Below are 19,180 nucleotides of genomic sequence, written 5' to 3' on the forward strand. Positions count from 1 at the left end.
GCAGCTGGCGCAGAACGCGTCGGACGCCAGCAGTGCACGTGGGTTCGAGCCATTGCCAGACAACCTCCCCTCATCCGCCCTTCGGGCACTTTCTCCCGGTGGGAGAAGGGAACGGTGCGGCACGCTGCGCGACGCGCATAAGCCTTACACATTCAACAACAGGAACTCGCGCTCCCACGAACTGATCACCCGGAAGAAGGTCTCGTATTCCTTCCGTTTCACCGAGATATAGGCGCGCACGAAGCGCTGCCCCAGCATGTCCTGCAAGGCCTCGCAGCCCTCCAGTCCGTCCAGTGCCTCGCCCAGCGAGCGTGGCAGATCGTAGCCCTGCTCCTTACCGTTGCTGCTGATCGGCGCGGTCGGCTCGAGCTTCTCGCGGATGCCGAGCAACCCGCAGGCCAGGGTCGCCGCCATTGCCAGATACGGGTTGGCGTCGGAGCCGGCAAAGCGGCTTTCCACCCGCATGTTCTGTGGTGCATCGATCGGCACGCGCAGCCCGCAGGTGCGATTGTCGAAGCCCCACAGCACATTGCTCGGCGAGACCTCGCCGAACATCAGCCGCCGGTAGGAATTGACGTTGGGCGCCAGCAGCCCCATCGCCATCGGAATGTACTTCTGCAGGCCACCCAGATAATGCGCGAAGGTGTCGCTGAAGCCGCCCTCGCGTTTGCCGCTGAACACGTTCTTGCCGGTGCCGGCATGCAGCAGGCTCTGGTGGATGTGCATCGCACTGCCCGGCTCGGTCTCCATCGGCTTGGCCAGGAACGTCGCATAGACGCCATGCCGCAGCGCGGCCTCGCGCATGGTGCGCTTGAACAGGAACACCTGGTCCGCGCGCGAGAGCGCATCGGCATGGGTGAAGTTGACCTCCAGCTGCGCGGCGCCGGATTCGTGGATCAGCGTATCCACGTCCAGCTCCATCGCATCGCAGTAGTCGTACATCAGGTCCAGGATCGGGTCGAACTCGTTGACCGCATCGATCGAATACGACTGCCGCGCCGTCTCCGGACGCCCCGAGCGCCCTGCCGGTGGCAGCAACGGGAAATCCGGATCGGTGTTCTTCTGCACCAGGAAGAATTCCAGCTCCGGCGCCACCACCGGTTGCAGCCTGGCTTCGGCATACGCCTCCAGCACGCGCCGCAGCACATTGCGCGGGGCAAGCTCATGCGGCTGCCCATCCTTGGTGTAGCAATCGTGGATAACCTGCGCAGTAGGATCGGCCGCCCACGGCACCATGCGCACGGTGGACGCGTCCGGGCGCAGATGCATGTCCGAATCCGATGGCGAGGTCAGCGCGTAATAATCGTCCGGGAAATCGCCGGTAACGGTGGTGGCGAAGATGCCTTCCGGCAGCCGGGTGCCGTAGTCGTGCGAGAACTTGTCGGCCGGAATGATCTTGCCGCGTGCATTGCCGGTGATGTCCGGCACCAGGCACTCGACCTCGGTGATGTGGCGCTCCTTGAGCCAGCGGCGCAGGGCGCTTTCGGGCTGTTTGGGCGTGGACGTGCGCGAACGTGTGCGGATGGACATGCAACCTCACTGACCGCGTCGGGCGGCATATTGGCGACAGGCCTCGCCGAAGGCCTGGAAGATGGCACGGTAGAACGGATGCTGTGTGACACGCCACTCCGGGTGCCACTGCACCGCCAGCAGGAAGCCCGGCCCGGGGCCGCGAAAGGCTTCTATCAGGCCATCCGGCGCGGTCGCCTCGATCAGCAGGCCGTCGGCCAGCCGCGCAATGCCCTGCCCGTGCAGCGAGTTCACCGCCACCTGCGCGCTGTCGCTCATGCCGGCCAGCAGGCCGCCGGCCTGCAGCTGCACCGGATGCGCCGGGCCGTACTGCGTGTCCAGCGGCGCGGCGCGGTCCTCGCGGTGATCGGCCAGACCGGGCACCTCATGCACGCGCTGATGCAGGCGCCCGCCCAGCGCCACGTTGACCTCCTGCAGCCCGCGGCAGATCGCCAGCACCGGCAGGCCGCGCGCCAGTGCCTGCGGGATCAGCCCGAGGCTGGTGGCATCGCGCGCCGGGTCGTGCGGATTGCCCTCCCAGCTCGGCTCGTCGCTGTAGTGATGCGGCTCCACATTGCTCACCGCGCCGGTCAGCAACAGGCCATCCAGGCGATCCAGCCAGACGCCCGCATCCAGCGCCGGCTGCAGGCTCGGCAACAGCACCGGCATTGCGCCGGCCGCGTCCACCACCGCGCGGATGTATTTTTCGCCGGTGGCCAGAAACGGATGCGGCCCTTGCTGGATGCGATCGGTCGGCAACCCGACCAGGGGAACGACAGCCATGCTGGATATTCCGGTTGTACGCGGCAGGGAAACGGGTGCGCTCACCGTCAGGCAGGCGCTGGCAATGTGCTGGCCACAGGGTGGCGCGTGTTTGCAATCGTGCGCGGCATTGCATGCGTCCGATCGCAACGCAACGTCAGCGTGTCTTCGCCACGGGTTGAGGGTGTGTCGTGGATGCCTGCGAACTTACCGCGCAGCCAGCGGCATTGCCAGGGCCGGCACGCGCACGATTGCGAAAGATCACGTGCGCTTTGCTAGTCTGGGCAGCGACCCTGCAGGTGGTGCCCCATGGTTTCCGAGAACTCCGTCGCGTGCTTGCCCGCCACCGATGCCGCCACGCTGGCGCGGATCGATGGCTGCGAGGCGGTCGACCTGCTGTTGCCCGACACCAATGGCGTGCTGCGTGGCAAACGCGTGACAGCCGAGGTCCTGGGCAAGATCTATCGCGATGGGGTGTGCCTGCCGATGTCGCTGATCGCCACCGACATCACCGGCAATACCGTCGAAGAAACCGGGCTGGGCTATGCCATCGGCGATGCCGATCGCATCTGCCGGCCCATTGCAGGCTCGCTGCGCCCGGTGCCGTGGGCACCGCGGCCGATGGCACAGCTGCTGCTGGCGATGCATCAGCCGGACGGCAGCGTGTTCGAGGTTGCACCGCGTGCGGTCCTGCAGCGCGTGCTGCACGGCTTCGCCGCGCTCGGCCTGACACCGGTGATTGCAGTGGAACTGGAGTTCTACCTGTTCGATGCAGTGCCCGATGCACAGGGGCGTCCGCAAACACCGCGCGACCCGCAGACCGGTGCGCGCAGCGACAGTACCCAGGTGTATTCGCTGCAGGACCTGGACGACCAGCGCACGTTCACCGACGCGGTCACCGCCGCCTGCCGGCAGCAAGGCATCCCGGCCGACACCGCCGTGGCCGAATACGCGCCCGGCCAGTTCGAAATCAACCTGCAGCATCGTGCCGATGCGGTGGCCGCCTGCGACGAGGCACTCCTGCTCAAGCGCACCATCAAGGCGATTGCGCAGCAGCAGGGCAAGCTCGCGAGCTTCATGGCCAAGCCGTTTCCCGGCCAGGCCGGCAGCGGCCTGCACCTGCACGTGAGCCTGCTCGATGCCGACGGGCACAACGTGTTTGCCGGCAGCGTCGCTGCACCTGCCGACCGCCTGCGCCATGCCATCGCCGGCCTGCAACGGCACGCGGAGGCCTCGTTGCTGATGTTCGCACCGCACGCCAACAGTTACCGCAGGTTCGTCAGCAACGCCTTCGTGCCACTGGATGCAAGCTGGGGCTTCAACAACCGCACCGTGGCGCTGCGCATCCCGCACAGCGATGCACGCAACACCCGCATCGAACACCGCATCGCCGGCGCCGATGCCAACCCGTACCTGGCCGCCGCCGCCGTGCTTGCCGCCATGCTGGACGGCCTGCAACACCCCGGCGAGCCCACCGAGCCAGTCACCGGCAATGCCTATGCGCAATCGGTGTTCCGGCCGCGCACCTGGCAGGGCGCAGTGGATGCATTCGGCGCCAGCGACTTCGTCGGCGCGCAGTTCGGCAGCCAGTTCCAGCATGTATTCGGCCAGCAGAAACAGCGCGAGCTGCTCGACTACCAGGCGCTGGTGCCGGATCTGGACTACGCCCGGTATCTGCGAACCGTCTGATGGACGGCCCGGGTACGCCCCTGCCGCCTGCCGATCCGCCGGGCAATGGCTATCCCGACAGCTGGTACGCGCGCAGTACGCCGCCCTTGCCGGAACAACCGCGCCTGCAGGGCGCCGCACGTGCCGATGTCTGCATCCTCGGCGCCGGCTATACCGGCCTCACCGCCGCGCTCGCCCTGGCCGAGGCCGGCTACTCCGTCATCGTGCTGGAAGCCAGGCGCATCGGCTGGGGCGCCTCCGGTCGCAACGGCGGCCAGGCCATCGTCGGCTACGGCTGCGAGCAGGACACGCTGGAAGCGCTGGTCGGCGATACCGACGCGCGGCTGCTGTTCGACTTCTCGCGCGACGGCATGCGCCTGCTGCGCGCGCGCATCGCGCGTTATGCCATCGCCTGCGACTGGCGCGACGGTCACGCCCATGTGCCGCTGAAACCGCGCCAGGTGCAGGCCCTGCAGCACGGCATCGTGCGGATGGCCGAGCGCTATGACTACCCGCTGGAATGGTGGGACCGCGCGCGTACCCGGCAGGTGCTCGACAGCCCGCTCTACCTGGGCGCGATGTTCGACCCGGCCAGCGGCCATCTGCATCCGCTGGCCTACGCACTGGGCCTGGCACGCGCAGCGCTGGCGGCCGGCGTGCGCATCCACGAGGCCTCGGCGGTGTCCCGCATGGAACATGGCGCGCGCGTGACGATGCAGACCAACCAGGGCAGCGTCAGCGCCGACTTCGGGGTGATCGCCGGAAACGCCCTGCTGCAGGGCATTTCCACAACGCTGGAACGCCACATCATGCCGGTCGGCACCTATGTCGGCGCGACGCCGCCGCTGGGCGCAGCCCGCGCGCGCGCCCTGATCGCCAACGACATGGCGGTCGCCGACACCAACTGGGCACTGGATTATTACCGGCTCAGCGCCGACCACCGGCTGCTGTTCGGCGGACGCGCCAGCTACTCATCGCGCCCGCCCCCCGGGCTGGATCGGTTGATGACCCGGCGCATGCACACGGTCTTTCCGCAACTGCACGACGTGCCGCTGGAAACGCTGTGGGGCGGTTACGTGGACATCTCGCGCAATCGCGCCCCGCACTGGGGACGGCTGGGGTCCAACGTGTATTTCGCCCAGGGATTCTCCGGGCATGGCGTCGCCGCCACCGGGCTGGCCGGCCAGGTCATCGCCGAGGCCATCGCCGGCCAGAGCCAACGGCTGGACGTGTTCGCGCGCATTCCGCATCGGCCCTTCCCCGGTGGGCGCCTGCTGCGTACCCCGCTGCTGGTGGCCGCGATGAGCTGGTACCGGCTGCGCGATGCATTGTGGTGAGAGGGGCGCGATCTTGGGCACTTTGAGACGCGGCGCTCAAGTTTTGGCGAACCGGGCCGTTAGCCGGTAGGACGGTTCGATCCGCACGGCCAGCCGATGTCCCCAGGTACCCTACATCGCAATAGCGAAAGCGCAGTCCTGCCGCAACGCGTGTTGCTGGTGGAGAACTCGCGCACCTTCACCAGCATGCTGCGCGAAGCCATCGAGCAACGTGTGGAACTGCCGGTCACGGTCGTGTCGACCCTGGCGGAAGCGGCCCGCGTACTGGATGAAGAAGACGGTTGGTTTCTGGTTCTGACCGGCCTGGTGCTGGTGGACGGCGACCGCGACAAGGTCGTGGAATTTTTCCTTTCGCGCAAACTGCCCACCGTGGTGGTCAGCGGCGTCTATGACGAGGACCTGCGCCAGCGCGTGCTGCAGCAGCAGATCATCGATTACGTGCTCAAGAACGCGCCCGGCAGCATCGAGTATCTGGCCTGGCTGGTGCAGCGCCTGGAACGCAACCGCCGCATCGCGGCGCTGGTGGTGGACGATTCCCTGTCTGCACGGACCTATGCAGCCGCGTTGTTGTCCATGTACGGCTACCGCGTGGTGCTGGCGGCCGACGGTGCGGCCGGCCTGCAGGCGATCGAGCGCGATCCCGGTATCCGCCTGACCATCGTCGACCAGGAAATGCCCGGTATGGAAGGGGTGGAGTTCACCCGCCGGCTGCGCGCGATCCGTTCGCGCGACAAGGTCGCGGTGATCGGCATCTCCGGCAACAGCGATTCGTCGCTGATTCCGCGCTTCCTGAAAAATGGCGCCAACGACTTCCTGCGCAAGCCGTTCTCGCGCGAAGAATTCTTCTGCCGCGTATCGCAGAATGTGGACCAGCTGGAACTGATCGGCACGCTGCAGGACCTGGCCACCCGCGACTTCCTCACCGGCCTGCCCAACCGGCGCTATTTCCTGGAACAGAGCCAGCGGGTGATCCCCACCCTGCTGTCGCAGGAGCAGACGGTCACCGCGGCGATGCTGGACATCGACCACTTCAAGCACATCAACGACACCTGGGGCCACGAAGCCGGCGACCAGGCGCTGCGGGCGGTGGCCGCATCGGTCTCCAGCCATGCGCGGCCGCAGGATCTGGTGGCACGTTTCGGCGGCGAGGAATTCTGCCTGCTGGTGCCGGGGCTGGATGCCGCCAACGCCACCAGTTACTTCGAAACCCTGCGCGAGCGCATCAGCGCGCTGCGCGTGCGAATCGGCAATGAAACCCTCAGCATGACGGTGAGCATCGGCGTGTGCATCGCCACCGAAGACGGCCAGTCGCTGCACCACCTGCTGGGCGAAGCGGACAAATACCTGTACCTGGCCAAGGCCGGCGGCCGTAACCAGGTGCGCCTGGCCAGCTGAGACGCGTCGGCTCCGCTGCCGCGCTGGCTAGGTCGAAATCGCCGATGCCGAACGGCGCCGCATCGCACGTGCGGCCATCAACGCCACCAGGCTCAGTACCGCAGCGCCGCCCAGATACTGCCCCACCGCCTGCACGCCGAAGCGTGCGGCCAGCTGCGTGGCCACGTACGGCGCCGGCGCCGCACCGAGAATGCTGGCCAGGTTGAACGACAGCGAGGCACCGGTGTAGCGCACCTCGGTGGGATACAGCTCGGCCAGTAACGTGCCGCAGGGGCCGTAGGTCAGGCCCATGAAGAAGAAGCCCAGCCCCAGAAATGCCAGTACCTGCAGCGGGTGATTGGCCTGGAACAGCGGCGCGAATGCCAACCCGAACGCAATGATCGCAACACTGGCCAGCATCATCGCCAGCGGCGCACCATGCCGGTCGCCAAACCTGGCCGAGAGCGGGATGCCGATCGCGAAAAACACGATGCCGGCCATCTGCAACAACAGGAATTGCTCCTTGTCGTAGCCCAGGGTCTTTGTGCCATAGCCCAGCGCGAACACCGTCATCAGATAGAACAGCACGAAGGTGGCGAACGCGCCCAGCGTGCCGATGATCAGCGCCGACCAGTGCTGCGAGATCACCGTGCCCAAGGGCAGGCGCACACGTGTCTTGTGGTCCAGGGCCTTCTGGAAATCCGGCGTCTCGGTGATGCTCAGGCGCACCCACAGACCGGTCAGCACCAACAGCGCGCTGGCCAGGAACGGCACCCGCCAGCCCCATTGCATGAACTGCGCATCGTCGAGCACCGCGCCCATGCCGAGAAAGGTGCCGGTGGACAGCAGAAAGCCCAGTGGCGCACCCAACTGCGGAAACATGCCGTACCACACGCGCTTGCCCGGCGGTGCATTTTCGGTGGCAAGCAGCACGGCCCCGCCCCACTCGCCCCCCAGACCCAGGCCCTGGCCGAAGCGACACAAGGCCAGCAGCGCTGGGGCGAACACGCCGATCTGGGCGTAGCTGGGCAGCAAGCCGATCGCCACGGTGGACAGGCCCATCGTCAGCAGCGCCGCCACCAGGGTGGCCTTGCGCCCGATCCGGTCGCCGAAGTGGCCGAACACCGCCGAGCCCACCGGCCGCGCGACGAAGGCCACTGCAAACGTCGCCAGCGACTGCAGCATCGCCGCGCTGCCGTCGCCGGCCGGAAAGAACAGGGTGGGAAACACCAGCACCGCGGCGGTGGCGTAGATATAGAAATCGAAAAACTCGATCGTGGTGCCGATCAGACTGGCGAACAGCACGCGCGCAGGCGAATTGATGGGAGCAGCAAGCGGCGCAGCAGCAGTCATCGTTGATCGGCTTCCAGACAAGACGGGACAGCCGATTCTGGCAGATTGCAGCAACGGTTTGCGCAGGCCCACCGGTGGGCAAAAAGTTACAGCCGTGACCTCCGGCCCAGGTGGGCCATGTCAGCCTCAGTTCTGGCAGTGACCGACAGCGCGCGGCGCGTTCTCTTCACCGAGGATTGATCGCGCCGAAAATGCGTCGGTTGCAGAGCGGCGGGTCTGCGACTTGGCTGTAGAGCTCTTGTCTGCTCGCCACGGCAGGACACGCCGCAAGTCCGCTCTGGGTATATCGCTAACTCCCGAAATTCCGCTTATTTTAGGGTGGTCGTCAGACAATGCGGATAGATCACTGACAGAGCGGTTGGTCAGCTATTTGGCTGCAAGGCCCTTACCGGCCCACCATCGCGTGACACGCCGCAAGTACGTCCATGTAGGCTCTGGCGCGGCATCCATGCCGCTCAGGGTCCCGCGACGGTGGGCCGGCAAGGACCAGTCGAGGTGGTCGGTACGTCACGTAGAGCAGTGCTGGGTGCGCCTTGTTCGATCGTGAAGCATCGCCTCCACGTCTGATGCGCACCGCGCGACAGATAGCTCTTCAAACGAGCGCCGACCAACTGTCTGGTGCGGTGTCCTCGCCGGTTGCGGGACCGTGTGGCGGCATGGATGCCGCCACCGAGCCCCCAGGACGGGTTCACGGCGTGTCCCGCACGCGGTGGGCACCTCCTGGGGGCTCGACGCTGCGAGTGTGCTGCAGGGCCCTTGCCCGCCCACCCTCGTAGGACACGCCGCAAGTACGTCCGTGTAGGCTCTTACGCGGCATCCATGCCGCGTAAGGTCCCGCGACGGTGAGCGGACAAGGACCTGTCGAGATGGTCGGTGTGCATGATGAGAGCGGTGCTGGATGCGTCTCGTTCGATCATGAAGCATCGGATGCACGTCTGATGCACGCCGCATTACAGACAGCTTTCAGACGAGCGCCGACCAATTGTCTGGCGCGGTGCCCTCGCCGGTTGCGGGACCGTGTGGCGGCATGGATGTCGCCACCGAGCCTCCACGGATGGATTCACGGCGTATCCCGCAAGCGGTGAGGGCATCGCGCCCTCAACGCTGCGGGTGTGCTGCAGGGCCCTTGCCCGCCCACCATCGCAGGACACGCCGCAAGTACGTCCGTGTAGGCTCTTACGCGGCATCCATGCCGCGTAAGGTCCCGCGACGGTGAGCGGGCAAGGACCTGTCGAGACACTCGGTGTGTTTGGCTGCAAGCAAAGCATGGCCTGCGTTGTTCGGATCAGGTTGCGTCTGATCAAGCTTCCCTTGCAGGTGAAGAGGTTTCAGTCTCCCGCTTTCCTCAGCCGGGAAGTACCAGCAAGTTGCTCAGTCGCCGTGCGGCGCCTGTGCCATTGCACGCTGCGCATGCGCAGCGCGCCCGGCATCCGTCAGCACCGCGAATTGGCGCTCGCCGCGCGCTTCCACCTGGATCCAGCCCGGACCGGGGTGACCGTCCAGGCTGGCGCTGCCCAACCACGCCAGGGTGCGCAGCAGGACGCTCATGCGCACGCCCAGCTGCTTGCACAACCGGGCCAGCGACACGCCCTCCGGCGTGTCGGCCAACGCAACAAGCAACTGCGCGGTGAGCTGTGGATCAGCGGACAAGCACCGCTCCGATGTCGCGCGGCGCCGCATCGGCGGTTTCTACGCGGTGCGGCAGCACGATGACCGGAATCGACTTGGAGGTGGGCGTACGCGCTTCGTCGGCGAAGCTGGACAGCGGCACCAATGCGTTGGTTTCCGGGTAGTACGCTGCCAGGCAGCCGCGCGGGATGTTGTAGTCCACCAGCAGGAAGCGGCGTGCCTCACGATGCACACCGTCCTCGCACAGGCTCTCCAGATCCACCCAGTCGCCGGCCTTCATGTTCAATGCCGCGATGTCCGCGCCATTGATGAAAAGCACGCGGCGCTCGCCGAACACGCCGCGGTAGCGGTCGTCCAGCCCATAGATGGTGGTGTTGTATTGATCGTGCGAGCGCGTGGTGGCCAGCGTAAACACCATCTGCCCGGTGTGGCTGCGGCGTGCGCGGTGGATCGGGTTGTCGGTCGGCACCGCGTGTGGCTTGAACACCGCGCGCTTCTCGGGCGTCACCCACTGGCGATCACGCGCGGTGTTGGACAGACGGAAACCGCCCGGCACGCGCACGCGCTGGTTGAAGTCGGCAAAATCCGGGAAGACCTGTGCGATCAGATCGCGTACGCGGTCGTAGTCGCCCACCAGCCAGCGCCAGCGGATCGCGCTGCGCGCGCCCAGCGTTGCCTCGGCCAGGCGTGCCACGATCGCCGGCTCGGACAGCAGGTCCGGCGAGGCCGGCGGGTTGATGCCGGCCGACAGGTGCACCATGCTCATCGAATCCTCCACCGTCACGCCTTGCGGGCCGGCGTCCTGGATGTCGATTTCGGTACGGCCCAGGCATGGCAGGATCAGCGCATCGCGGCCATGCACCAGATGGCTGCGATTGAGCTTGGTGGTCACATGCACGGTGAGTTCGCAGTTGCGCAGCGCGCGGTGCGTGGCGTCGGTATCCGGCGTGGCCGCGGCAAAGTTGCCGCCCATCGCGAAGAACACCTTGCCGCGCCCGTCCAGCATCGCTTCGATCGCACCAACGGTGTCGAACCCGTCTTCGCGCGGCGGCGCAAACCCGAACAGCGTCTGCAGCTTGTCCAGGAAGGCGGCCGGCGGTTTTTCGTAGATCATCATCGTGCGGTCGCCCTGCACGTTGCTGTGCCCGCGCACCGGGCACACGCCCGCGCCCGGCCGGCCCAGATGGCCGCGCAGCAACAGCAGGTTGGTGATCATGTGGATGGTGGCCACCGAGTGCTTGTGCTGGGTGATGCCCATGCCCCAGCAGGCAATCACGCGCTCGGCATTGAGATAGAGCTCGCCGGCCTTGCGCAGCGCGGCCTCGTCCAGCCCGGACTCTTCGATGATGGTGTCCCAGGATTCGCCATGCACCTCGGCGGCGAAGGCCTCGAAATTGGCGGTGTGGGCGTGGATGAATTCCAGATCCAGCAAACGCGGCGTGCCATCGCGCTGGGCCTGCGCGTCGCGCTCGAGCACATGCTTGATGATGCCCTTGACCGCGGCCAGGTCGCCGCCGATCTTGAGCTGGAAATAATCCGAGGCGATGCGGGTGGAGCCGTTGTGCAGCATCTCCAGCTTGTCCTGCGGGTCGGCGAACTTTTCCAGCCCGCGCTCGCGCAACGGATTGAATGCTGCGATCGCCGCGCCGCGCTTGGAGGCCTGGCGCAACTCGCCGAGCATGCGCGGGTGATTGGTGCCCGGGTTCTGGCCGAAGATGAAGATCGCATCGGCCAGTTCAAAGTCGTGCAGCGACACCGTGCCCTTGCCCACGCCGATCTGCGAACGCAGCGCAGTACCGGACGGCTCGTGGCACATGTTCGAGCAGTCCGGGAAGTTGTTGGTGCCGAACTCGCGCACGAACAACTGATACAGGAAGGCCGCTTCGTTGCTGGTGCGCCCGGAGGTGTAGAAGATCGCCTCGTCCGGCGATGCCAGCCCGTTGAGGTGCCCGGCAATCTGCGCAAACGCCGCGTCCCAGCTTACCGGCACGTAGTGATCGGTGGCGGCGTCGTAACGCATCGGCTGGGTCAGCCGGCCCTGCCCTTCCAGCCAGTAGTCGCTGTATTGCGACAACAGGCTGACGCTGTGCGAGGCAAACAGCTCCGGCCCGGCGCGGCGCGCGGTGGATTCGGCGGCAACGGCCTTGGCGCCGTTCTCGCAGAACTCGAAGGTGGAGGTGTGGTCGCGGTCGGGCCAGGCACAGCCGGGGCAGTCGAAACCGTCCGGCTGGTTGGCATGCAGCAGCGTCTTGGCGCCCTGCACCGCGATGTCCTGTTCCATCAGGTGCTTGGCCACCGAGCGCAGTGCGCCCCAGCCGCCAGCGGGATTGTCGTATTGCTGGATGGTCTTCTTGCTCATGCGGGTTCTCCCACGGCGACGCCCAAGTCCAGGCGCTGCGGATGGCTGTAAACGACACAATCGTGATTGCGGGCAAACCCGATCAGGGTCAGTCCCGCACTGTCGGCCAGGCTGATCGCCAGCGCGGTCGGTGCCGAAATCGCTGCGAGCAGCGGGATCCGGGCCTGCGCGGCTTTCATGGCCATTTCGTAACTGGCGCGGCTGGTCACCACCGCAAACCCATGCGATGCATCCACGCGCGCGCGCGCCAGGGCACCGATCAACTTGTCGAGCGCGTTATGCCGGCCGACATCCTCGCGCACGTAACGCACCACACCCTGCGCATCGGCCCAGCCGGCGGCATGCACCGCGCCGGTCTGTGCGGCGATCGGCTGCTGCGCATGCAGCGCATCCAGTGCCCGCGCCAGGGTCTGCACATCGATCTGCAGCGCGGACTGCAGCACCGGTGGCACACGCAGCACCGCTTCGATCGATTCGTTGCCGCATACCCCGCAACCGCTGCGCCCGTCCAGGTTGCGCCGCCGCTGGTCCAGCGCGGCGGCACGCCCGGGCGGAATCTCGATCTGCAGCGAGGCGCCCTCCAGGAACGTCTCCACCGCCGTCACCCGCAAGTCCTGCGGGTGCTCGACGATGCCTTCGCTCAGCGAGAACCCGAGTGCGAAATCCTCCAGGTCCTCCGGCGTGGCCATCATCACCGCGAACGGCACGCCGTTGTAGTGGAAGGCGACCGGCATTTCGGCCGCCACCATGTCCTGCACCGTGGCGTTGCGGCCGCCGCGGTGGCGGACGACCGTGCGCACCACACTGCCGGCGCGCACGGAACGGGAAGACGAAGTGGTCATCTCATCTCAATGAAACAGCACGAAGGCTTTCTGCAGCGTGACCCAGATGCCCCAGCACATCGGCACGCCGACGGCCAGCCAGGCCAGCGCGACCAGCGCGGGATTGCCGCCATGCCCGATGCGCGCCATCTGCTCCGGCGGCAGGATCGCCTTGCCGCTGCGGTCCACCTTCTCGTGCGCCAGCTGCTTCTCGCGCGCCAGTTCGTCGGGCGTCATGAAGTGACGCGCGGCCACCGGACGCACCAACAGGTTGCAGATCAGACCGAGCACCAACATGCCGGCCAGGATGTACATGGTGGTGTTGTAGACCTGTGACGGCGGGCTGCCGTGGGCCAGCTGGTACTCCCGCATGTAGCCGACGACCACCGGGCCGAGAATGCCGGCGGTGGCCCAGGCGGTCAGCAGGCGGCCGTGGATGGCGCCCACCATCTGGGTGCCGAACAGGTCGGCCAGATACGCCGGGATGGTGGCAAAACCGCCGCCGTACATCGACAGGATGATGCAGAAGATGCCCACGAACAGCGCGATGCCGCCCACGCTGCCGGCCGACGGCGCCGCCGCATACAGGCAGATGCCCAGCACGAAGAACAGCGTGTAGGTGTTCTTGCGGCCGAGCTTGTCGGACATGCTGGCCCAGAAGAAGCGGCCGCCGATGTTGAACAGGCTGAGCAGGCCGGTGAAGCCGGCCGCGATGGCCGCGATGCTGGCCAGCTGCGCCGTATCCAGGCTACCGAAGCCGGCATCCACCCCGATCAGGCGGCCGCCGAACACTTCCTGCAGCATCGGCGAGGACATGCCGATCACGCCGATACCGGCCGACACGTTCAGGCACAGCACGCCCCACAGCAGCCAGAACTGCGGAATGCCCCAGACCTTGCTCACGTGGACGTGGTTGGCGGTGATCATGGCGTTGTTGCTGGCCACCGGCGCGGTCCAGCCAGCCGGGGTCCAGCCGCTCGGCGGCACGCGGTAACCGAACGCGCCGGCCATCATGAAGACGAAGTACAGCGCCGCCATCACCAGGAAGGTTTCCATCACGCCCACCGAGGTCGGCGTGGCGAAGTGGCGCATCAGCGCATCGGCCAGGGGGCTGCCGATCATCGCGCCGCCACCGAAGCCCATGATCGCCATGCCGGTCGCCATGCCGCGGCGGTCCGGGAACCATTTGATCAAGGTCGACACCGGCGAGATGTAGCCCAGGCCCAGACCGATACCGCCGATCACGCCCGAGCCCAGCCACAGCATCCAGATCTGGTGGAAGTGGATGCCGGCCGCCGATATCACCAGCCCGCCGCACCAGCACAGCGCCGAGACCACACCGGCCTTGCGCGGGCCGGCACGTTCCAGCCAGCCGCCCCAGACCGCCGCCGAGCAGCCCAGCAGCACGAAGAACAACGTGTACATCCACTGCAGTTCGCTGATCTTCCAGTCACAGGTGGTGGCGACCATGCGCGCGAACAGGCCCATGTCGGCCGGGCACGCGATCGCTTCGGTGATGCCCAGCGCCTTGGACAGCGGCAGCCAGAACACGCTGAAGCCGTAGGCCATGCCGATACACAGATGGATCGCCAATGCGGCCGGCGGTACCAACCAACGATTGAACCCAGGACGCGCGACGATGCGCTCCTTGGACAGCAGGCCGGCGTCTGCGCCATTGGCGCTCGCCACGGTGGACCCTTGTGTCATTCCCGTTCCCCTAAAAAGTACGATGAAGTGTCCGGAGCGCCTGACACAACGCCTGCACATAGGCGGTGTCAGTGGCCGCGAAAACGATTGATGGCTGCGATCGATTGACGTGTTGCGATAAGGGCAGCGGCGACTACCAGGCCCAACTGGCACTCGTCTGGCGCATCATCGGCGATCGTTGAATCTTTGCAATGCTTCGGCGCGCCCCGCAGCCGCTCAAACACCCGTCCCGGCCCGCGCCACAAGGCGTTCCCAGAGCTTAGCGGCAGACGCTGCGACTAATTGACTAGTCCGTGCGGATCGGCGCATGCGGGTCCGGAAATCGTGGCCGCCGTCGCGCTCTGCGGGGGTGACGGCCGACGCGCGGTGGCCGTAGAGTCGGACGCTCCCCAGCGACGGAGCCCGCCATGCACGACCACCCTCCGCGCGACGACGCGCATGCGTTGCAGGCAGCGGCGCAGCTGGACGCGTTCTGGATGCCGTTCACCGCCAACCGCCAGTTCAAGGCGCGCCCGCGCCTGCTGGCTTCCGCTGCCGGCATGTACTACCGCGATGTCGATGGGCGCCAGATCCTGGACGGCACTGCCGGGCTGTGGTGCTGCAATGCCGGCCATGCACGCGAGCGCATCGTGGCGGCGATCCGCGCGCAGGCCGGCACGCTGGATTTCGCACCGACTTTCCAGATGGGCTCACCGCTGCCGTTCGTACTGGCACAGCGGCTGGCCGCGATCGCCCCGCCCGGCCTGGGCCATGTGTTCTTCACCAACTCCGGCTCGGAGGCGGTCGACAGCGCGATGAAGATCGTGCTCGCCTACCACCGCCTGCGCGGCGAGGGCCAGCGCACCCGCTTCATCGGCCGCGAGAAGGCCTACCACGGGGTCGGCTTCGGCGGCATGTCGATCGGCGGGCTGCCCAACAACCGTAAATGGTTCGGCCCCCTGCTGGCCGGCACCGACCATCTGCGGCACACGCTGGATCTGCAACGCAATGCCTACACGCGCGGGCTGCCGGCGCACGGCGCCGAACTGGCCGACGATCTGGAACGCCTGATCACCCTGCATGACGCCTCCACCATTGCGGCGGTCTTCGTCGAACCGGTGTCCGGCTCGGCCGGGGTGATCCTGCCGCCGGAAGGCTATCTGCAGCGGCTGCGCGCCATCTGCGACCGCCACGGCATCGTGCTGGTGTTCGACGAGGTCATCACCGGCTTCGGCCGGGTCGGCGAGGCGTTTGCGGCGCAACGCTTCGGCGTCACCCCGGACCTGATCACCGCCGCCAAAGGGCTGACCAGCGGCAGCGTGCCGATGGGCGCGGTGCTGGTGGCCGATGCGATCTTTGACGCCTTCATGCACGGCCCGCAGAACGCGATCGAGCTCTTCCACGGCTACACCTATTCCGGCCATCCGCTGGCCTGCGCCGCGGCGATCGCCACGCTGGACACCTACGCCGAGGAGAACCTGTTCGACCGCGCGATCACGCTGGGCCGGCAATGGGAAGATGCGCTGCACGGCCTGCGCGGGCTGCCGCACGTCATCGACATCCGCAATATCGGCCTGATCGGCGCGGTCGAGCTGGCCCCGCGCGACGGCGCGCCGGGCGCACGCGGCTACGAAGTCTTCGAGCGCTGCTTCCATGACGGCGGCCTGCTGGTGCGCGTCACCGGCGATGTCATCGCGCTGTCACCGCCGCTGATCGTCACCCCCGAGCAGATCGGGCAGATGGTCGAAACGCTGGGGAAGATCTTGCGCAGCACTGCCTGACGGCGACGGCACGGGCGCCCGCGTGTACCGTCCGCGCGTAGCCCGGTCAAGCGCGCAAAGCCGGAGCAGGCTCACTACAATGCCGGCCCCGCACTTCCCCGCAGTTGCCGCATGAACATCGTTGTCAAAGAAGAACTCAAGGCCTACATCGACCCGTTGACGCCCGACGAGCACGAGGCGCTGGAGCGCAGCCTGCTGGCCGAGGGCTGCCGCGATGCACTGGTGCTGTGGGGCGATGTGCTGGTGGATGGCCACAACCGCTACGGCATCTGCAAGAAGCACGGCCTGCCGTTCCAGACCGTGCAGAACCCGCGCTTCCAGTCGATGCAGGACGTGCACCTGTGGATGATCGAGCAGCACCTGGGCCGGCGCAGCGTGTCGGACTTCCAGCGTGGCGTGCTGGCGCTGCGCAAGCGCGAGATCCTGGCCGCGCGCCAGCGCAGCCAGCGCGATGCCGACGCCGCGGCGGAAGCGCCGGCGGTTGCCGACGATGACCAGCCCGCCGCCGGCATCGAACACGGCACCGTGCAGACCGCCGCCGACAGCGACAGCCCGCCGTGGGAAGAGACCTCCACCCCGGTCAGCCGCGCCGAGCTGGCGCGCGAGGCCCGCCTGAGCAACAACCAGGTGGTGATGATCGAGCGCATCCACAAACAGGCCGCCCCGGAAGTGGTGCAGGCGGTCAAGGCCGGCGAGATTTCCATCAGCGCCGCCGCTGCCGTGGCCACCCTGTCCGAGGACGAGCAACGCGCCGCCGCGCAGGCCGGCAAGGCCGAGCTCAAACAGGCGGCCAAGCGCGTGCGCGACGCCAAGCGCAAACCCAGGCCCGACGAGGCCGAAGGCGGCGAAGCCGAACGCCGCGATGTGAAAGCCCTGCAACGCCGCGTGACCGAACTGGAAAACGAAAACGCCGCGCTGCAGGCCAAGGTGACCGCGCTGCAATCACAGCTGGAGCGCCTGCGCGGCTGAATACCCGACAGTGCATCACCGTAGGAGCGCACCCGGGCGCGACCGGGCTGTCCCGGTAACGCCATCGCGCTCAGGCGCGCTCCTACAAAACGATCGGCCGCTGCGCGAATGGCGACCACGATCGCTGCAACCACCCGTAGGAGCGCACCCGGGCGCGACCGGATGTCTCGGTAACGCCATCGCGCTCAGGCGCGCTCCTACAAAACGATCGGCCGCTGCGCGAATGGCGGACGCGATCGCTGCAACCACCCGTAGGAGCGCACCCGGGCGCGACCGGGCTGTCCTGGTAACGCCATCGCGCTCGGGCGCGCTCCTACAAAACCGATCTGCCGCTGCGCGAATGGCAACCGCGATCGCTGCAACCACCCGTAGGAGCGCACCCGGGCGCGACACGGCTTTCCCGGTAACGCCATCGCGCTCAGGCGCGCTCCTACCGAACCGATGACGCGCGCCGTGGACATGCCCTGCTCCGGCGACTGGGTACACTTCGGACATGGAACCCAGTCTCAGCACTCCCCGTCCCGTCGATCCCCGTCGTGCCCAGCTGCAGCGCATGAAGCTGTTGGCAGTGGCCCTGCTGCTGGCCATGTTCGCCGGCTTCGTCGTCAGCCACCTGATGGGCGAGCAAGGCGTCTGGGCCTGGGTCTCGGCCTTCTGCGAAGCGGCCACGGTCGGCGCATTGGCCGACTGGTTCGCGGTGGTGGCCTTGTTCCGCCGCCCGATGGGCCTGCCGATCCCGCATACCGCCATCCTGCCGCGCGGCAAGGACCGTCTGGCCGATGGCCTGGCGGTGTTCGTGCGCGACCAGTTCCTCGCCCCGGATGCGTTGATGGACAAACTGCGCGTGTTCGACCCGGCCAGCCGCCTCGGCGAATGGCTGGCCAAACCCGAGCAGGCGCGCATGCTCGCGCAGATGGCGCGCAGCTGGATGCTGCAGGCGCTGGAGCTGCTGGACGAGGCTGCGGTGCGCCGCGCGATCCAGCGCTTCGTGGTCGACCGTCTGCGCAAGTGGAATGCCGCCGCCACCGTCGGCGATATCATGGCGCTGCTCACCACCGATGGCCGGCACCAGAAATTGCTGGACGAGGTGCTGCTGCGCCTGGGCGAGTGGCTGGACCAGGAGCAGGTCAAGACGCGCGCCTCGGCGTTAATCGTGCGCTACGCGCGGCGCGAGTGGCCCAAGCTGGTCGGCACGGTGAACTGGGTCAAGCCGATCGAAGAGATCGGCGACAGCCTGGCCGACCGCATGGCGCGTGCGGCGATCGAGGAGTTGCAGGACATCCTCAAGACGCCCGAGCATCCAATCAGGCTCGACTATGAAGCCTGGCTGCAACGCTACATCGCGCGCCTGCGCGACGAGCCGGCAATGGCCGAGCGCGTGGAAGAACTCAAGCAGCGCGCGATCGAGCATCCGGCCCTGCAGGACTACGTGCAAGGGCTGTGGGGCGAGATCCGCGATGCGCTGCGCAACGACCTGGCGCGTGAGGAATCATCGATGGCCGCGCACATGGAGCGTTCCATGCAATCGCTCGGCCAGGCATTGTCGCAGGATCCCTCGCTGCGTGAAGCGCTCAACCAGCACATGTTGCAGGCAGCCGACAAACTCACCACGCGCTTGCGCGCATCGGTGACCGAGCATATTGCGTCGACGGTGAAAAGTTGGGACGAACGTCACCTCGTCGAACAATTGGAATTGGGTGTCGGACGCGATCTGCAATACATTCGGTTCAATGGAACGCTGGTGGGCGGACTGATCGGTCTCGCCCTTCACGCATTATCGATCTGGCTGGCGTTCTGATGCATTGGCAATGACGTTGATCGCCCACCGGAAGCACGTGCAGACACGGGGAAGACCGCACGCATTCTGATGATCGTCAGGCGCCACCACGAAGCCGACCTCACTGTCGGTCAGCACACCGGGCACGCAACAGG

At 67.0% G+C, this 19,180-nt stretch carries 13 protein-coding genes; 6 read left to right on the forward strand and 7 right to left on the reverse strand.

Annotated features, from left to right (window positions below; all coding sequences use genetic code 11):
• Positions 1-144: 144 nt before the first annotated feature.
• On the reverse strand, positions 145-1,530 hold the full coding sequence (locus CPBF1521_RS14465) for a glutamine synthetase family protein (protein WP_104582144.1): 1,386 nt from the start codon (positions 1,528-1,530) through the stop codon (positions 145-147).
• A gap of 6 nt (positions 1,531-1,536) precedes the next feature.
• Entirely contained in the window at positions 1,537-2,292 is a 756-nt protein-coding gene (locus CPBF1521_RS14470; protein WP_115677436.1) for a gamma-glutamyl-gamma-aminobutyrate hydrolase family protein, read from the reverse strand.
• Between the two features lie 288 nt (positions 2,293-2,580).
• On the opposite strand from CPBF1521_RS14470, the gene CPBF1521_RS14475 reads away from it, so the two are divergent.
• The 3 genes from CPBF1521_RS14475 to CPBF1521_RS14485 all read left to right on the forward strand — a co-directional run bounded on the left by CPBF1521_RS14475 (position 2,581) and on the right by CPBF1521_RS14485 (position 6,671).
• On the forward strand, positions 2,581-3,960 hold the full coding sequence (locus CPBF1521_RS14475) for a glutamine synthetase family protein (protein ID WP_115677437.1): 1,380 nt from the start codon (positions 2,581-2,583) through the stop codon (positions 3,958-3,960).
• Positions 3,960-5,276, forward strand: coding sequence for an NAD(P)/FAD-dependent oxidoreductase (locus CPBF1521_RS14480; RefSeq protein WP_115677438.1), 1,317 nt, complete (start codon positions 3,960-3,962; stop codon positions 5,274-5,276). The genes CPBF1521_RS14475 and CPBF1521_RS14480 overlap by 1 nt, the downstream gene beginning before the upstream one ends.
• A gap of 96 nt (positions 5,277-5,372) precedes the next feature.
• Complete coding sequence (locus CPBF1521_RS14485; protein WP_047125193.1) at positions 5,373-6,671, forward strand: diguanylate cyclase; 1,299 nt, start codon at positions 5,373-5,375, stop codon at positions 6,669-6,671.
• 27 nt (positions 6,672-6,698) lie between these two features.
• Here CPBF1521_RS14485 and CPBF1521_RS14490 read toward each other — a convergent pair whose 3' ends face one another.
• From CPBF1521_RS14490 to CPBF1521_RS14515, 5 genes are all read right to left on the reverse strand, one after another.
• Positions 6,699-8,003 (reverse strand): MFS transporter, encoded by a 1,305-nt coding sequence (locus CPBF1521_RS14490; protein WP_115677439.1) that lies wholly within the window; start codon positions 8,001-8,003, stop codon positions 6,699-6,701.
• Between the two features lie 1,371 nt (positions 8,004-9,374).
• On the reverse strand, positions 9,375-9,653 hold the full coding sequence (locus tag CPBF1521_RS14500; protein WP_166762180.1) for a hypothetical protein: 279 nt from the start codon (positions 9,651-9,653) through the stop codon (positions 9,375-9,377).
• The gene (locus CPBF1521_RS14505; RefSeq protein ID WP_115677441.1) at positions 9,643-11,991 is read right to left on the reverse strand and encodes an FdhF/YdeP family oxidoreductase; all 2,349 of its coding nucleotides are present in this window, start codon (positions 11,989-11,991) and stop codon (positions 9,643-9,645) included. Before CPBF1521_RS14505 ends, CPBF1521_RS14500 begins: the two co-directional genes overlap by 11 nt.
• Entirely contained in the window at positions 11,988-12,833 is an 846-nt protein-coding gene (gene fdhD, locus CPBF1521_RS14510; RefSeq protein ID WP_115677442.1) for a formate dehydrogenase accessory sulfurtransferase FdhD, read from the reverse strand. The genes CPBF1521_RS14505 and fdhD overlap by 4 nt, the downstream gene beginning before the upstream one ends.
• Positions 12,834-12,839: 6 nt before the next feature.
• On the reverse strand, positions 12,840-14,519 hold the full coding sequence (locus CPBF1521_RS14515) for an OFA family MFS transporter (protein ID WP_115677443.1): 1,680 nt from the start codon (positions 14,517-14,519) through the stop codon (positions 12,840-12,842).
• A 407-nt stretch (positions 14,520-14,926) separates the two neighbouring features.
• Here CPBF1521_RS14515 and aptA point away from each other — a divergent pair, with 407 nt between their 5' ends.
• The 3 genes from aptA to CPBF1521_RS14530 all read left to right on the forward strand — a co-directional run bounded on the left by aptA (position 14,927) and on the right by CPBF1521_RS14530 (position 19,046).
• Positions 14,927-16,279: an omega-aminotransferase AptA gene (aptA, locus tag CPBF1521_RS14520; protein WP_104582135.1), complete on the forward strand. Its 1,353-nt coding sequence runs from the start codon at positions 14,927-14,929 to the stop codon at positions 16,277-16,279.
• A gap of 111 nt (positions 16,280-16,390) precedes the next feature.
• On the forward strand, positions 16,391-17,248 hold the full coding sequence (locus CPBF1521_RS14525) for a plasmid replication/partition related protein (RefSeq protein ID WP_115677444.1): 858 nt from the start codon (positions 16,391-16,393) through the stop codon (positions 17,246-17,248).
• 493 nt (positions 17,249-17,741) lie between these two features.
• Positions 17,742-19,046, forward strand: a complete 1,305-nt coding sequence (locus CPBF1521_RS14530) for a DUF445 domain-containing protein (RefSeq protein WP_104647914.1) — start codon at positions 17,742-17,744, stop codon at positions 19,044-19,046.
• Positions 19,047-19,180: the final 134 nt, after the last annotated feature.

This window comes from Xanthomonas euroxanthea (genome assembly GCF_900476395.1).
Taxonomy (GTDB): Bacteria; Pseudomonadota; Gammaproteobacteria; order Xanthomonadales; family Xanthomonadaceae; genus Xanthomonas; species Xanthomonas euroxanthea.

Coding starts and splice junctions, on each gene's coding strand:
- aptA (WP_104582135.1), top strand. CDS start 14,927: ATGCACGACCACCCTCCGCGCGACGACGCGCATGCGTTGCAGGCAGCG.
- CPBF1521_RS14530 (WP_104647914.1), top strand. CDS start 17,742: ATGGAACCCAGTCTCAGCACTCCCCGTCCCGTCGATCCCCGTCGTGCC.
- CPBF1521_RS14475 (WP_115677437.1), top strand. CDS start 2,581: ATGGTTTCCGAGAACTCCGTCGCGTGCTTGCCCGCCACCGATGCCGCC.
- CPBF1521_RS14485 (WP_047125193.1), top strand. CDS start 5,373: ATGTCCCCAGGTACCCTACATCGCAATAGCGAAAGCGCAGTCCTGCCG.
- CPBF1521_RS14480 (WP_115677438.1), top strand. CDS start 3,960: ATGGACGGCCCGGGTACGCCCCTGCCGCCTGCCGATCCGCCGGGCAAT.
- CPBF1521_RS14505 (WP_115677441.1), bottom strand. CDS start 11,991: ATGAGCAAGAAGACCATCCAGCAATACGACAATCCCGCTGGCGGCTGG.
- CPBF1521_RS14465 (WP_104582144.1), bottom strand. CDS start 1,530: ATGTCCATCCGCACACGTTCGCGCACGTCCACGCCCAAACAGCCCGAA.
- fdhD (WP_115677442.1), bottom strand. CDS start 12,833: ATGACCACTTCGTCTTCCCGTTCCGTGCGCGCCGGCAGTGTGGTGCGC.
- CPBF1521_RS14515 (WP_115677443.1), bottom strand. CDS start 14,519: ATGACACAAGGGTCCACCGTGGCGAGCGCCAATGGCGCAGACGCCGGC.
- CPBF1521_RS14470 (WP_115677436.1), bottom strand. CDS start 2,292: ATGGCTGTCGTTCCCCTGGTCGGGTTGCCGACCGATCGCATCCAGCAA.
- CPBF1521_RS14490 (WP_115677439.1), bottom strand. CDS start 8,003: ATGACTGCTGCTGCGCCGCTTGCTGCTCCCATCAATTCGCCTGCGCGC.
- CPBF1521_RS14525 (WP_115677444.1), top strand. CDS start 16,391: ATGAACATCGTTGTCAAAGAAGAACTCAAGGCCTACATCGACCCGTTG.